General features: G+C 56.2%; 13 protein-coding genes. 7 read left to right on the forward strand and 6 right to left on the reverse strand.

Annotation, left to right across the window (positions count from 1 at the left end; all coding sequences use genetic code 11):
- The first annotated feature begins 10 nt into the window (after positions 1–10).
- On the forward strand, positions 11–82 hold the full coding sequence (gene ypdK, locus ABLX76_RS22865) for a membrane protein YpdK (RefSeq protein ID WP_099119320.1): 72 nt from the start codon (positions 11–13) through the stop codon (positions 80–82).
- A gap of 70 nt (positions 83–152) precedes the next feature.
- Here ypdK and alaC read toward each other — a convergent pair whose 3' ends face one another.
- Positions 153–1,367 carry an alanine transaminase gene (gene alaC / locus ABLX76_RS22870; protein WP_004202031.1) on the reverse strand — a complete coding sequence of 405 codons (1,215 nt, stop codon included), beginning with the start codon at positions 1,365–1,367 and terminating at the stop codon, positions 153–155.
- 286 nt (positions 1,368–1,653) lie between these two features.
- Positions 1,654–1,752 (reverse strand): hypothetical protein, encoded by a 99-nt coding sequence (locus ABLX76_RS22875; RefSeq protein ID WP_032428955.1) that lies wholly within the window; start codon positions 1,750–1,752, stop codon positions 1,654–1,656.
- On the opposite strand from ABLX76_RS22875, the gene ABLX76_RS22880 reads away from it, so the two are divergent.
- Both ABLX76_RS22880 and ABLX76_RS22885 read left to right on the forward strand, forming a co-directional pair.
- Positions 1,751–3,448 (forward strand): sensor histidine kinase, encoded by a 1,698-nt coding sequence (locus ABLX76_RS22880; protein ID WP_087777309.1) that lies wholly within the window; start codon positions 1,751–1,753, stop codon positions 3,446–3,448. The genes ABLX76_RS22875 and ABLX76_RS22880 overlap by 2 nt on opposite strands.
- Positions 3,449–3,459: 11 nt before the next feature.
- Positions 3,460–4,197, forward strand: coding sequence for a LytTR family DNA-binding domain-containing protein (locus tag ABLX76_RS22885; protein WP_086076161.1), 738 nt, complete (start codon positions 3,460–3,462; stop codon positions 4,195–4,197).
- 54 nt (positions 4,198–4,251) lie between these two features.
- On the opposite strand, the gene glk is transcribed toward ABLX76_RS22885, so the two are convergent.
- A complete protein-coding gene (gene glk / locus ABLX76_RS22890) occupies positions 4,252–5,217 on the reverse strand; it encodes a glucokinase (RefSeq protein WP_004202027.1) in 966 nt (321 codons plus the stop codon).
- A gap of 263 nt (positions 5,218–5,480) precedes the next feature.
- Between glk and ABLX76_RS22895 the strand changes: the two genes are divergently transcribed.
- On the forward strand, positions 5,481–6,716 hold the full coding sequence (locus ABLX76_RS22895; RefSeq protein WP_147733377.1) for an ion channel protein: 1,236 nt from the start codon (positions 5,481–5,483) through the stop codon (positions 6,714–6,716).
- On the opposite strand, the gene ABLX76_RS22900 is transcribed toward ABLX76_RS22895, so the two are convergent.
- A complete protein-coding gene (locus ABLX76_RS22900; RefSeq protein WP_348875338.1) occupies positions 6,713–8,374 on the reverse strand; it encodes a thiamine pyrophosphate-binding protein in 1,662 nt (553 codons plus the stop codon). The two genes, ABLX76_RS22895 and ABLX76_RS22900, sit on opposite strands and share 4 nt — an antisense overlap.
- Positions 8,375–8,554: 180 nt before the next feature.
- Between ABLX76_RS22900 and mgrA the strand changes: the two genes are divergently transcribed.
- Both mgrA and ABLX76_RS22910 read left to right on the forward strand, forming a co-directional pair.
- Positions 8,555–9,547 (forward strand): L-glyceraldehyde 3-phosphate reductase, encoded by a 993-nt coding sequence (gene mgrA, locus ABLX76_RS22905; protein WP_023290583.1) that lies wholly within the window; start codon positions 8,555–8,557, stop codon positions 9,545–9,547.
- Between the two features lie 130 nt (positions 9,548–9,677).
- Positions 9,678–10,037 (forward strand): DUF2502 domain-containing protein, encoded by a 360-nt coding sequence (locus ABLX76_RS22910; RefSeq protein WP_023290584.1) that lies wholly within the window; start codon positions 9,678–9,680, stop codon positions 10,035–10,037.
- Between the two features lie 57 nt (positions 10,038–10,094).
- On the opposite strand, the gene ABLX76_RS22915 is transcribed toward ABLX76_RS22910, so the two are convergent.
- A complete protein-coding gene (locus ABLX76_RS22915) occupies positions 10,095–11,336 on the reverse strand; it encodes an Nramp family divalent metal transporter (protein ID WP_087777315.1) in 1,242 nt (413 codons plus the stop codon).
- Positions 11,337–11,682: 346 nt separating this feature from the next.
- On the opposite strand from ABLX76_RS22915, the gene nupC reads away from it, so the two are divergent.
- Positions 11,683–12,885: a nucleoside permease NupC gene (nupC, locus tag ABLX76_RS22920; protein WP_012540950.1), complete on the forward strand. Its 1,203-nt coding sequence runs from the start codon at positions 11,683–11,685 to the stop codon at positions 12,883–12,885.
- Between the two features lie 48 nt (positions 12,886–12,933).
- Here nupC and ABLX76_RS22925 read toward each other — a convergent pair whose 3' ends face one another.
- Complete coding sequence (locus ABLX76_RS22925) at positions 12,934–15,105, reverse strand: EAL domain-containing protein (protein WP_348875340.1); 2,172 nt, start codon at positions 15,103–15,105, stop codon at positions 12,934–12,936.
- Positions 15,106–15,364: the final 259 nt, after the last annotated feature.

Here is a 15,364-nt window from a genome sequence, read left to right on the forward strand (position 1 = left end):
GTGATGAGTCGTGAAATACTTCTTTATGGGCCTCTCTTTTATGGTCATCGTTTGGGCCGGTACTTTTGCCCTGATGATCTAGACTGCAGCGGTGTCAAAAAAAACGGGAGCCCAGAGGCTCCCGTTTTTGTTATAGCGTATTCGCCGAAGCGCTAGCTCGCGGCGGGCAGCAAGCCATCCGCGCGGAACATCGCCTTAATGCCGCGGATCGCCTGACGCGTCCGGTCCCGGTTCTCGATCAGCGCGAAGCGGACATGGGTATCGCCATAATCGCCAAAGCCAATCCCCGGAGAAACGCAAACCTTCGCTTCGTTAAGCAGCTTTTTCGCGAACTCCAGCGAGCCCATGTCGGCGTAAGGTTCCGGAATTTTCGCCCAGACGTACATGGACGCTTTCGGACACTCCACCATCCAGCCGGCCTCATGGAGCCCTTTCACCAGCACATCGCGGCGGCGCTTATACTGTTCAGCGATATCCCGCACGCATTGCTGATCGCCCTCCAGGGCAGCGATCGCCGCCACCTGCAGCGGCGTAAACGTGCCGTAGTCATGGTAGCTTTTGATGCGGGCAAGGGCGTTCACCAGGGTCTTATTACCGACCATAAAGCCAATGCGCCAGCCGGCCATGTTATAGCTTTTCGACAGGGTAAAGAACTCGACGGCGACATCGCGCGCGCCGGGCACCTGCATGATGGAGGGCGCTTTCCAGCCGTCATACACGATATCGGCATAGGCCAGATCGTGGACGACCAGGATGTCATACTGCTTCGCCAGGGCGACAACCTTTTCAAAGAAATCCAGCTCGACGCACTGCGCGGTCGGATTCGAGGGAAAGCCAAGGATCATCATCTTCGGCTTCGGATAGCTCTCGCGGATGGCGCGTTCCAGTTCGTTAAAGAAATCCACCCCTTCCACCAGCGGCACCGAGCGCACCTGCGCCCCGGCAATCACCGCGCCGTAGATATGGATCGGGTAGCTGGGGTTCGGCACCAGCACGGTGTCGCCATGATCCAGCGTCGCCAGCATCAGATGCGCCAGCCCCTCTTTCGAACCAATGGTGACGATCGCTTCCGATTCCGGATCGATATCGACGTTATAGCGTTCTTCATACCAGCGCGAAATAGCGCGACGCAGGCGTGGGATCCCCCGCGAGGTAGAGTAACCATGGGTGTCAGGCCGCTGAGCGACGGTGCAGAGTTTTTCCACGATATGCGGCGGCGTCGCGCCATCGGGATTGCCCATACTGAAATCGATAATATCTTCGCCGCGCCGGCGCGCAGCCATTTTCAGTTCGGCAGTAATATTAAAAACGTACGGGGGGAGACGATCGATACGCGTAAAACGGCGTTCAGGACTGGATTCAGCCATAGGTTCCTCTGATTAACGTTAGCGCCCGGACCGTCCGAGCGACGCTGCCGCTGTTGCGGCTCGTTTAGAAAATAACCTGAAAAAAATCACGTTGTCGAGTGCCCTGACGAAAAATAATCACTGGCGTTAAAAACGGGTATCGTCTGCGCTAAATACGGCAGTACGCTGCGGAATGAATACCGTTTTGTCTGCAAGTGGTAACATATTGATATCTTTTCTATCACGGGTATTTATCGTTTCTTCTGGCGTCTGGCGGTACATCGCCTCCCCACCCCTCAATCCCCTTTTAAAAGTGCGCCTTTTCCTCATTATTTTTCTGCGGCTGGTCTTCTGTCGTCAGGTTTTTTATCATGTCCTTTTCTGGCCACTGACGCGGCGCACCCATGCACGAAATCTTTACTATGATGCTGGCGGTCTATGATCGTGCGGCCCTGATGCTTATTTGCCTGTTTTTTCTCATTCGCCTGCGCCTGTTCCGCGAACTGTTGCATAAGTCGGCGCATACGCCGAAAGAGCTGCTGGCTGTCACCGCCATTTTCTCGCTGTTCGCGCTCTTCAGTACCTGGTCCGGTGTGCCGGTGGAAGGATCGCTGGTAAACGTGCGCATCATCGCCGTGATGTCCGGCGGGATCCTGTTTGGTCCCTGGGTGGGGGCCATTGTCGGGGTGATTGCCGGTGTGCACCGCTATCTGATTGATATTGACGGCGTGACCGCCGTGCCCTGCTTTATCACCAGCATCATCGCCGGCCTGCTGTCGGGGTTGATTAACCGCAAAGTGGCCCGCGATCAACGCTGGAAAATCGGCATTCTGGCCGGAATGGTCTGCGAGACTCTGACCATGATCCTGGTGGTGGTCTGGGCCCCTTCCCTCAGCCTCGGCGTGGATATTGTCTCGAAAATTGGTATCCCGATGATCCTCGGCAGCGTCTGCATCGGTTTTATCGTGCTGCTGGTGCAGAGCGTGGAAGGGGAAAAGGAGGCCAGCGCCGCGCGGCAGGCGAAACTGGCGCTCGACATTGCCAACAAAACCCTGCCGCTGTTCCGTCAGGTCAACAGCGATTCTCTGCGCCAGGTTTGCGACATTATCCGCCGCGACATTACCGCCGACGCGGTGGCGATCACCAATACGGAACACGTGCTGGCCTACGTGGGCGTCGGTGAAGCCAACTATCAACATCATAACGATGTCATCAGTCCCACCACCCGACAGGCCATCCGTTATGGAAAAATCATTATTAAAAACAATGATGAAGCCCACCGCACGCCGGAGATCCACTCCTTGATGGTCATTCCGCTGTGGGAAAAAGGGGTGGTCACCGGTACGCTAAAAATCTATTACTGCCACGCCCATCGCATCACCTCGACGCTGCAGGAGATGGCAATAGGCCTGTCACAAATCATCTCCACCCAGCTGGAGGTTTCCCGCGCCGAACAGCTACGGGAGATGGCCAACAAAGCGGAGCTGCGCGCTCTGCAAAGCAAGATTAACCCGCACTTTTTATTCAATGCCCTGAACGCGATCTCCTCCTCGATTCGCCTTAATCCGGACACCGCGCGCCAGCTCATTTTTAATCTGTCGCGCTATCTGCGCTATAACATCGAATTAAAAGACGATGAGCAGATTGATATCAAACGAGAGCTGTATCAGATCAAAGATTACATCGCCATTGAACAGGCGCGATTCGGCGACAAACTGACGGTTATCTATGATATTGACGACGACGTCAGCTGCGTGATCCCAAGCCTGCTTATCCAGCCTCTGGTGGAAAATGCCATTGTGCACGGCATTCAGCCGTGTAAAGGGAAAGGCGTGGTGACGATCGGCATCAATGAGTGCGGAAATCGGGTTCGCATCAGCGTTCGCGACACCGGCAACGGCATCGATCCCGCCGTGGTCGCCCGCGTGGAAGCCGATGAAATGCCGGGTAACAAAATCGGCCTGCTCAACGTTCATCATCGGGTGAAACTTCTCTATGGCGAGGGGCTGCATATCCGCACCCTGACGCCAGGAACGGAGATCGCTTTTTATGTCCCCAATCACTCTACGCCGCAGGCGCTGACGGAGTCTCTGTTGTCATGAGCGGAGAAAAGATGAAAGTTATCATTGTGGAGGATGAGTTTCTGGCCCAACAGGAACTCTCCTGGCTTATCAACACCCACAGCCAGATGGAGATCGTCGGCAGCTTTGACGACGGACTGGACGTGCTGAAATTTCTCCAGCACAACAAGGTCGACGCCATCTTTCTCGATATCAATATTCCGTCGCTGGACGGCGTTCTGCTGGCGCAGAACATCAGCCAGTTCGCCCATAAGCCTTTTATCGTCTTTATCACCGCGTGGAAAGAACACGCCGTGGAAGCCTTTGAGCTGGAGGCGTTTGACTACATTCTGAAGCCCTACCAGGAGTCGCGCATCATCAATATGCTGCAGAAGCTGACCGCCGCCTGGCAGCAGCAAAATAACGCCGCTTCCGGGTTGACCAGCGTGGCGCCTCGGGAAAACGACACCATCAATCTGATAAAAGATGAGCGGATCATCGTCACCAGCATTCATGATATCTATTATGCCGAGGCGCACGAGAAGATGACCTTCGTCTACACTCGCCGGGAGTCATTCGTCATGCCGATGAACATTACCGAATTCTGCAGCAAACTGCCCACCGCACAGTTCTTTCGCTGTCACCGCTCGTACTGTGTGAATCTCAGCAAAATTAGGGAAATTGAGCCGTGGTTTAACAATACCTATGTGCTACGCCTGCGCGACCTGGAGTTTCAGGTTCCGGTCAGTCGCAGTAAAGTGAAAGAGTTTCGCCAGCTGATGAATCTGTAGACGGCGGGGAGCCCCGCCTGGCCGGGCTACGACAGTAGCCCGGGAGAAATGCGCTTACAGCACCTGACCCAGCGTCTGACGCAGATGCGCGCCGGAGCCCAGCAGGCCTGGGTTGTCATGCACGATCAGGTAAACCGGGATATCCTGGACATAGGCTTTAAAACGACCTTTGTCCTCAAAACCGCCGCGGAAGCCGGAGGCTTTAAAGAACTCCAGGAAGCGCGGCACGATGCCGCCAGCGATATAGACGCCGCCAAACGTCCCCAGGGTCAGCGCCAGGTTTCCACCGAAGCGCCCCATAATGACGCAGAACAGCGACAGCGCCCGGCGACAGTCGGTGCAGCTATCCGCCAGCGCCCGCTCGGTGACCTCACGCGGCTGCAGGTTCTCCGGCAGTCGACCATCCGATTTGACTATCGCGCGATAAAGGTTGACCAGACCAGGACCGGAGAGGACGCGTTCTGCGGAGACATGCCCCAGCTCAGCGCGCAGCTCTTCCAGAATAATGCCCTCTTCTTCGCTGTTCGGCGCAAAATCGACATGGCCGCCTTCGCCCGGCAGACTGACCCAGCGTTTATCAACGTGTACCAGATGGGCTACGCCCAGCCCGGTTCCGGCGCCATAAACGGCGATCGGTTTGCCGGCTACCGGCGCGCTGCCGCCGAACTGAATCAGGTGCTCGGCTTTCAGCATCGGGATGGCCATTGAAACGGCGGTGAAATCGTTGATAATCTCCAGGTGCGCAAAGCCAAGGTTGCGCTTCATCTCGGCGATGGAGAAAGCCCAGGTATGGTTGGTCATCGCCACCCAGTCGCCGGTGATCGGGCAGGCGATAGCGATACAGCCTTCGCTGACCGTCACCTGATGCTCCTCGAGATAGACGCGTACCACCGCCTCCAGACTGGGGTAATCGAGCCCGGAATAGGTCTTTGCACGAGAGATCTCTCCGCTCGCCAGATCACACAGCGCCAGGCGGGCGTTGGTCCCCCCGACATCTCCTACTAAAGCAAATTTTGTCATTCCGTTACGGCTCCGCTAAAGTCAAAATAAATCTTTTGGCACACTGTAAATTCATGGCGGCTTAACAACAACGTCCAACTCGCGGACGCCCCTTGTTTAGCGACACAGGTCACATTTAGTTTGTAATCAATGCAAAGTAGCCTATTAACGAGGCCACGGGTATCAGACGCCGCCTTAACTTTATCGTTTCAGCACCATTTGCATCGACGGTCCCCGCCGACAAAGGCAAAGTAGTGCTCCTGAACTTTAACAAGGACATTGTCATGCTCCATCCTCGCGCCAGAACAATGCTGATCCTGTCGGTGCCGGCTATCCTGATTGGCATCGCCTCCAGTCTGATCCTGATCGGCGCGATGAAGGTTGCCGCGTTGCTGCAGCGCATCCTGTGGAGCAATCTGCCTGTGCAGTTTGGAGTAAGCGCCGAGAACCCGCTGTGGATCATCGCCATTCTCACGGCGACGGGGATCGCGGTGGGCCTGGTCGTCCGTTACAGCCCGGGGCATGCCGGGCCGGACCCGGCGACCGAGTCGTTAATCGGCGCGCCCATTGCCACCGGCGCGCTGCCCGGGCTGCTGGCGGCGCTGATCCTTGGCCTCGCCGGCGGCGTCAGCCTCGGCCCGGAGCATCCGATTATGGTGGTGAATATTGCGCTGGCCGTCGCCGTCGGCTCCCGACTGTTCCCGCGGGTCAGCTCTCTGGACTGGACCATTCTCGCGGCCTCAGGCACCATCGGCGCCCTCTTCGGCACCCCGGTGGCCGCCGCGCTGATTTTTTCGCAAACCCTCAACAGCAGCAACGAGTCGCCGCTATGGGATCGTCTGTTTGCCCCGATGCTTGCCGCCGCTGCGGGCGCGCTGACGACCGGGTTGTTTTTCCACCCCCACTTCACGCTGCCGCTCCCACACTATAGCCAGATGCACTTCGTCGATATCGTCAGCGGCATGATCGTCGCCCTGATCGCAATCGCCGTCGGTATGGTCGCCGTCTGGTGTCTGCCGCGCCTGCACACGCTAATGCATCGCCTGAAAAACCCGATCCTGACGCTGGGCCTCGGCGGCTTGCTGTTAGGGATCCTCGGGACAATTGGCGGACATTTAACGTTGTTTAAGGGGCTGGATGAGATGCAGCAGCTGGCCTTCAGCCAGACGCTGACCGCCTCGGATTATCTGCTCATCGCGCTGGTTAAACTGGCTGCGCTGGTTCTCGCCTCGGCCTGCGGCTTTCGCGGCGGGCGGATTTTCCCCGCGGTCTTCGTCGGCGTGGCGCTGGGGCTGATGCTGCATGCCCACGTGGACGCCGTGCCGGCGGCGATCACCGTCTCCTGCGCGATCCTCGGCATGGTGCTGGTCGTCACCCGCGACGGCTGGCTGAGCCTGTTTATGGCCGCCGTGGTGGTGCCGGACACCACGCTGCTGCCGCTGCTGTGCATTGTGATGCTCCCGGCCTGGCTGCTGCTGGCCGGGAGGCCCTTGATGATTGCCAGACACCATACCGACTAAACGCGGTTGTTTCGTTCCTCCAGCGCCTGCGTCACCGCGCGCAGGAAATCGGGGATATCCATTTTCGGCAGCATCACTTCCACCAGGGTGAGCGTATCGGAGGTGATGCTCTCCGCCATCGCCTCCCGTAGCTCATCGGTGTGCGTAACCCGCCAGCAGCGCGAGGCAACGTCCGGGGCGAAGGCTTCCGGCAGACGTCGCCAGTCCCACAGGGCAATATCATTGTAGCGCTGCTCCGGGCCGTGAATCGCCCGTTCCACGGTATACCCTTCGTTATTCAGCAGTAGAATAAGCGGCTTTTGCTTATCGCGCAGCATAGAGCCCATCTCCTGAATCGTCAGCTGGGCGGCGCCATCGCCGACAATCAGCACCACCCGCCGCTCTGCCGCCGCGGTTTGCGCGCCATAGGCGGCCGGGAGGGTAAAACCAATCGAGCCCCACAGCGGCTGGACGATCAGCGACGCCTCTGACGGCAGCTTCAGCGCGGCAATGCCGAAGGCGGCCGTACCCTGGTCGGCGAGAATAATATCGCCGGGGCGCAGCGCCCCCTGCACCGTCGCCCAGAAATTTTTCTGCGTGAGTTCGCCGTCGGCCCCCTCCTCCACTTCCGGCGCCACGACCTGAGGCGCAGCCCACTCCGCCGCCAGCGGTGCGGAAAGGGCCATCAGCGCAGCCAGTGCCTGATCCATCGGCACGCCGCTGAACCAGTGATCGCCCACCCTGACCGCGAAGGGCTGGATCTCTATCGTCTTATCCCGCGCCAGATGCTGGGTGAATCCTGCGGTGATGGTGTCGGTGAAGCGCGTGCCGATGCAGATGATGGTGTCAGCGTTTTCGATGGCCTCCCGGGTCTGCGGCGCGCTGGCGATACCGCTGTAGGTGCCGACAAAACCTCTCTGCTGCTCATCGAACAGCCCCTTGCCCATTAGCATGGTGGCGTGGGCGACGGGGGTTTTCGCCACCCACTCCCGGAGCGTGTTTTGCAGGCCATAGCGTTGCGCGAGGAAGTCCGCCAGCAGGGAGATGCGTCGACTGCCCCGCAGCAGGCGGCTGGCATGCTCGCAGAATCCGGCGAGCTGGTTTTCATCCGCCGGAGCGGCCTCCACCAGCAAGCGCTGCGCTGGGGCAATCGCTGCCGCTCTGGCGACATCGGCCGGCAGCATCAGATAGCCAGGCCGATGATGCGTCAGCATATCGCGCAGAACACGGTCGATCTCATGGCAGGCGTTGCCGGCGGTCAGCAGCGCCTGGCTACAGGTGATCTGCTCGCTCATCCGCGCAAAATGGCGGAAATCGCCGTCGCCAAGGGTGTGATGCAGCAGTTCGCCGCGCTGCTGAGCGCAAGTGGAGGGCGCGCCGACGATATGTAATACCGGAATATGCTCCGCATAGCTGCCCGCCACGCCGTTCAGGGCGCTCAGTTCGCCGACGCCGTAGGTTGTAAGTAACGCACCGGCTCCCTTAATGCGTGCATAACCGTCAGCAGCATAGGCCGCATTGAGCTCGTTGGCGCAGCCGACCCACCCCAACGCGCTATGCGCAATGACCCGGTCGAGAAACTGTAAGTTGTAATCTCCCGGCACGCCGAACAAGCGGTCAATACCGCAGTCGACGAGGCGATCCAGCAGATAATCCCCAATAGTGTAAGTCGGTTGCATATCCATTTTCCTCATTTTGGCGCAGGTGTAATTTGAGTATTGAATAAGCGATCCGCCTGTCCAGAAAGGGGGTGATAAAGGAGGTGTAAAGCAATAATTACGCCGAAAAAGCGATGTACTCCACGCAGAACATTGATTAGTGTAAACGTATACACACCCTGTTTTATCTGCGGAGGAAGAATGGTTTACCAGGCAAGTACCACGCGATATCAAACGATGGCCTATCGTCGCTGCGGCCGCAGCGGCCTTCAGCTGCCGGCAATTTCTCTCGGTCTGTGGCATAACTTTGGCGATGAAACGCGGGTGGAAACCAGCCGGCAGATGCTCCAGCACGCATTTGACCTCGGCATTACCCATTTCGACCTGGCCAACAACTATGGGCCGCCGCCGGGCTCGGCGGAGAGCAATTTTGGCCGCATCCTCAAAGAGGCGCTCCTGCCCTATCGCGATGAGTTGATCATCTCCACCAAGGCGGGCTACACCATGTGGGACGGCCCTTACGGCGACTGGGGTTCACGCAAATATCTGGTGGCCAGCCTTAACCAGAGCCTGCAGCGCATGGGGCTGGAATATGTCGATATTTTTTATCATCACCGCCCGGACCCGGAGACACCGCTGACGGAAACGATGCGCGCGCTTGATCACCTTGTCCGCCAGGGTAAAGCGCTGTACGTCGGCATCTCCAACTATCCGCTGGCCCAGGCGCGGGAGGCGGTGAAGATCCTTAACGATCTCGGCACCCCCTGCGTCATTCACCAGCCCCGCTACTCCATGTTTGAACGCGGCGTGGAAGAGGGGCTGCTGGATTTTTTGCAGACGGAAGGGGTGGGAAGTATAGCGTTTTCACCGCTGGCCGGCGGACAGCTTACCGACCGCTATCTCAACGGCATTCCGGCAGACTCACGTGCCGCCAGCAGCAGTCGTTTTCTGCAGCCGGAGCAGCTGACCAGCGCCAGATTAGAAAAAATTCGTCAGCTGAATACGCTGGCGGAAGCACGCGGGCAGAAGCTGTCGCAGATGGCGCTGGCCTGGGTGCTGCGTGAGGAGAAAGTCACCTCCGTGCTGATCGGCGCCAGCAAAACCGCCCAGCTGGATGACGCTGTCGGAATGCTGAAACATCGTCATTTCAGCGCCGAAGAGTGCGCCGCGATTGATGCCATCCTGGCGCTGTAAAGCAAATGTTACTTTAGCAAAAAGTGCTCTTTTCTGTGCTTTCGGAGTTCGTCCGATGCGATAGGTCTTTACCGGCCCGTAATATCACGTTAACAGGCCGCTTAGGGCCCCGATCGTGAAGGAGAAGAGTATGTTCAGGTCACTGATTCTGGCAGCAGTACTGCTGGCCGCAGCGCCATTAGTCGCTAACGCTGGTGAAATCACCCTGTTGCCATCGATAAAATTACAAATTGGCGATCGTGACAATTACGGTAACTACTGGGACGGTGGCAGCTGGCGCGACCGTGATTACTGGCGTCGTCACTATGAATGGCGTGATAACCGTTGGCATCGTCATGACAACGGCTGGCACAAAGGCTGGTACAAAGGCAGAGATAAAGCCTGGGAGCGCGGCTATCGCGCGGGCTGGAGCGACCGCGACGATCGCCGCGGCGGCTGGGGACGTGGTCCCGGCGGGCGTGGTCACGGTCATGGACATGGCCATCACTAACAGACGAAAAGGGGAGCCCATCGGCTCCCCTTCGCTTTATTCCGCATCAGGAGGCCATTAATCCACCCCGAGCAGCGATCCCACAATTAACCAGCCGTTCAGGCTCACCACAATCGCGACTATCGCCCAGCCGATGCCTCTCACCCAGCGGGTATTCACCAGGTCTCCCATTAGCTTTGCATTGCTGGTAAATATCAGCAGCGGTACCAGGGCAAGCGCAATACCAAAGCTCAGCAACACCTGACTCATCACCAGGATGCGCGTTGGATCCAGCCCCAGCAGAATGACGACAAACGACGGCAGCATGGTGACCGCCCGGCGAAACCACAGTGGAATATGAAAGCGAATGAAGCCCTGCATGACCACCTGACCTGCGAGAGTCCCCACCACCGTCGATGATAAACCTGCAGCGACCAGGCTGAGGCCAAAGATGGTCGCCGCCGCATGGCTCAGCAGCGGCTCCAGCGTTCTGTAAGCCTGATCAAGATCGGCGACGCCGGTATGGCCATGGAAATGGAATGCCGCCGCGGCGGTCGCCATCATCGCCAGGTTGACGAACCCGGCAATGGTCATGGCGATCGCCACATCCCAGCGGGTCGCGTTATAGCGCTCTTTTCGCGTCCCGCCGTGCAGGTGCTGGGTAAGCGAGGAGTGTAAGTAGATCACGTGCGGCATAATGGTGGCCCCCAGCACCCCGGCGGCTAAGAATACCGCCTCGCCGTTGGGCAGCGTAGGGATCGCCAGCCCTTTGGTCAGGGGAGCCAGCGCGGGCTGGGAAAAGATCAATTCAACGACATAGGCGACGGCAACAAACAGCAGCAAGCCGCCAATCACCTTCTCCAGCGGTTTTTGTCCGCGCCGCTGCAGCATCAGGATCAGGAAGGTCGCCACCCCGGTCAGCACCGCCCCTTGCAGAAGCGATACGCCCAGCACCAGCTTAAAGCCAATCGCAGCGCCGATAAATTCGGCCAGGTCGGTGGCCATGGCGATGATTTCCGCCTGCACCCAGTAAAACCACACTACCGGGCGCGGGTAATGGTCGCGGATCTGCTCGGCCAGGTTTTTACCGGTGGCAATGCCGAGTTTGGCAGAGAGCACCTGGATCAGCATTGCCATCAGGTTGGCCCATACCACCACCCACAGCAGCTGATAGCCAAAGCTGGCGCCAGCCTGAATATTCGTTGCGAAATTACCCGGATCGATATAGCCAATGGCAGCGACGAAAGCTGGCCCCATTAAGGCGAGCTTCACCTTGCGCGCGGCGCGACTACTGCTATTCTCAACGCGACTGCTAGTCATCTTCTGCCTCTGGAAATATAGCCTTTGCTATGTTTCATGCTATCAAAATGCGAATGATTATCAAGTTCATTTAGAATGGAGATAATGATTGCTGTGATAGGAGGGAACAATTGCTGGCCGGAAATGAAAAACGGGCGTCAGTAAACCCGATCGCGCCCGCTATTAAGAGTAGTACAAGAATGCAACTTTTAAAACCTTTACGTAACATAACAAAAGTGGATGTTTGATCACTATTTTTGCCATTGGTCACAGTTCCTTGCAATAGTGTGCAATTGATCTCGTTTTCTTTAAAGCCGTTGCATAGAATGTGCACGGAAATTTAACCTGCCTCATATTTGGAGCAACTATGGACCGCGTCTTGCATTTTGTCCTCGCGATCGTTGTGGTGGCTATACTGGCCCTGTTGGTCAGTCATGACCGTAAAAAGATCCGTATTCGTTATGTTGTTCAACTGCTTGTCATTGAAGTCCTGCTGGCCTGGTTCTTCCTGAACTCCGATATTGGTCTGGGTTTTGTGAAAGGCTTCTCCGAGATGTTTGAAAAACTTCTCGGCTTTGCCAACGAAGGGACAAACTTCGTGTTCGGCAGCATGAACGACAAAGGTCTGGCCTTCTTCTTCCTTAAGGTTCTGTGCCCTATCGTCTTCATTTCCGCGTTGATCGGTATTTTGCAGCATATTCGCATCCTGCCGATTGTTATTCGCGCCATCGGTACCGTGCTGTCGAAAATCAACGGCATGGGCAAGCTGGAGTCCTTCAACGCCGTCAGCTCGCTGATCCTCGGCCAGTCGGAAAACTTTATTGCCTATAAAGATATTCTCGGCAAAATGTCGCGCAACCGTATGTACACCATGGCGGCGACCGCGATGTCCACCGTATCGATGTCCATCGTTGGCGCATACATGACCATGCTGCAGCCGAAGTACGTCGTCGCGGCGCTGGTGCTCAACATGTTCAGCACCTTTATCGTTCTGTCGTTGATTAACCCGTACCGTGTGGAAGAGAGTGAAGAAAATCTGCAGATGTCGAATCTGCACGAAGGTCAAAGCTTCTTCGAGATGCTGGGCGAGTACATTCTGGCGGGCTTTAAAGTCGCGATTATCGTGGCGGCGATGCTGATCGGCTTCATCGCGCTGATCTCCGCGCTGAACGCCCTGTTCGCCACTGTGACCGGCTGGTTCGGCTACAGCATCTCCTTCCAGGGGATCCTTGGCTATATCTTCTACCCGGTCGCCTGGGTGATGGGCGTGCCGGCAAGCGAAGCGCTGCAGGTGGGCAGTATTATGGCTACCAAGCTGGTCTCCAATGAATTCGTCGCCATGATGGATCTGCAGAAAATCGCCTCGACGCTCTCCCCGCGCGCGGAAGGCATTATCTCTATCTTCCTGGTCTCCTTCGCCAACTTCTCGTCTATCGGCATCATCGCCGGGGCGATCAAAGGTCTGAACGAAGAACAGGGCAACGTGGTTTCTCGCTTCGGTCTGAAGCTGGTTTACGGCTCCACGCTGGTCAGCGTCCTGTCTGCTTCTATTGCGGCTCTGGTTCTGTAACAGGCGCCTGTCATCTGAGCCGGGCGATGCCCGGCTTTTTTTTACCCTTCATTCGCCCAGCGGCTGAGGCTTGCCCACCAGGTAGCCCTGCAGATAATTCACCCCCAGCTCCAGCAAGCGCGCTTTTTGCGGTTCGCTTTCGACATATTCCGCCACCACGCTCATCTGTTTCGCCCGCGCCATCTCGACAATCGATTTCACCATAATGGCGTCCAGCGGGTCAGTGAGGATGTCGCGGACGAAGCAGCCGTCAATCTTGATGATATCGGCCTGGAGATGCTTCAGTCGTTCATAGTTCGCATATCCGGTGCCAAAGTCATCAATGGCGATGGCGCAGCCAAACGCGCGCAGCGCTTCAAGATTTTGCCGGCTGATGTCGGCATTGGAAAAGGCCTGCTCTTCAGTGACTTCAATAGTGATAAGGTCTGGTGAGACCGCATAGCGTTGAAACAGCGCGATAATCTGCGCGGCGCTATCCTTTTGCATCAGGGTTGCAGGCAGCAGATTGACCGAGAATCGCTGGCCAGCGTGCTGATGAAGCACGCTGAACAAGGTCTCCAGCACCAGCATGTCGAAACGTTGGCTGAGGTTAAACTGCACAATCAACGGGATAAACTGATCGGGCATAATGACGCTATCGCCACAGCGCATCCGGGTGAGGATCTCATGATATCCCTCCCCTTCCCTGTTCTGAATCGGTTGCGCATAGAGCATGAGCGCCCGCTCTTTGAGCACCTGCTTGACGCGCATGAGGAGGCGCACCTGCTCGGTGGTTTGATCCACCACCAGCTCCTGCTCCTCATCCAGCGCCAGCACCCGACGTTCGCTGCCCGCCTGTTCGGAAAGCCAGCTTAGCTGACCCAGCATCTGGTGAAGGCCCTCGCGCTGACCGTCGTCGCGGCCCCAGGCCGCGCCAAACTCCAGATCCAGCGGCTGATTGTGCCAGCTGAATTTTTTGTGGTTGAGAACCGCGACCATATGGTGCAAACGGGATGAAGGCTCCGGTCCGTCAAGCACGAGGATCAGTTCGCTGCCCGGCACCTGGAAAACTTTATCCGCCGCCCCCAGCAGCGGTTGCAGCGCCCGAATAATCTGCCGTTTACAGTCCACCCCCATCATCAGGCCATAATGCCTGCTGAGAAAGTCGAGATTATGAATACGCAGGCTGCAGATAACCTGCTGCGGACAGCTTTGTAAATGGCTCTCCAGCGCGCGCAGGTTAGGCAAGCCAGTCAGCGGATCTTCTTCCGCCTGACTACGCCAGCGGCGTTTATTGCGATCGCTGCGGGCATAGGTGTCTGCCATATAAAACAAACAGATAGTAAAGGAGATCAACACTGACAGCACAAAGGATAATGAATACTCGCTTTGGACGCCCTGGAGAAAGTTTTTGTTATACACCACCAGTAAAAAAGCCGAGACCGACCATGAAATACGCAGCAGCGCATGACCAATCCGGCTAATCCCGATAAAGTAGACGATAAAAATCACCGGAACTAAATAACCGGCAATAAATTCAGACTGATACGGCGCACACAATAGCGTTAATATCACCGCCAGCGCAATAAACCAATATAGCGTAAAGGAACGATATTTTGCTGCCAGCCACGGTAAACATTCCTGCCGCCAGAATCGTCGAGCGTAGCGTGGATTGATAATCATCCGCATTGGATAATATAAAAAGGTGGTAAAAATTAATGCTGCGCTGATTAAACTTTGAATATCTATTACGGTGTAAATCAACGGCATACTACCAAAATAGCTGGTAATAGATAGGGGAAACGCAAAATATTGTCCGGCGAGGTACATGGTGATTTTCAGCAGCACCGGCGCGAAGAACCCGCCCCAGAAGATCCGCGCCCCCATATGTTTCGCCGTTGGACCACAGCGCCAGCGCTTACCCACCATCAGTCTTAGAATAGCGCAGGAGACGAACACCGCAAACAGCTGACAAAAGAGTAAGATAAACGCCTGCGGTAGCGTTAATTTAATTATCAGGCTATTGGTAATGGCAAATGCGAGAATTAATGGTGCAATCGCATAGCGACCAAAGATAAAAATAACAGAAAACATTACGCTGATTGGCAGCCAGGCAATATAAATAAGATTGCCATCAATAACCGTTTGCGGTGAAATAAAACGAGCCAGCGGAATAACGACTAAACAGACGATAAAGGCCAACAGAGTTTTTTTGATATTAATGTTAATTTTATCAACCATTATTGTTAATTAAAACTCCGGCAACCTCATTACGTTTAATGGGGGAAATGTTATGTTGCTTATTTAGGGCAAGCAAGGTGAATTATCAGGAAAAAGTCTGAAATTACTTTCGATTTTAATAGCTGGAGATTAACTGACGTAACCAGAAAGTGCTTTACATGAAAATAGATAAAAAAAACCCCCGCCGAAGCGAGGGTTCTGAATTTTGGTGGAGCTAAGCGGGATCGAACCGCTGACCTCTTGCATGCCATGCAAGCGC

Source organism: Klebsiella sp. JB_Kp004 (genome assembly GCF_040065795.1).
In the GTDB taxonomy this organism is placed as follows: domain Bacteria; phylum Pseudomonadota; class Gammaproteobacteria; order Enterobacterales; family Enterobacteriaceae; genus Klebsiella; species Klebsiella quasipneumoniae.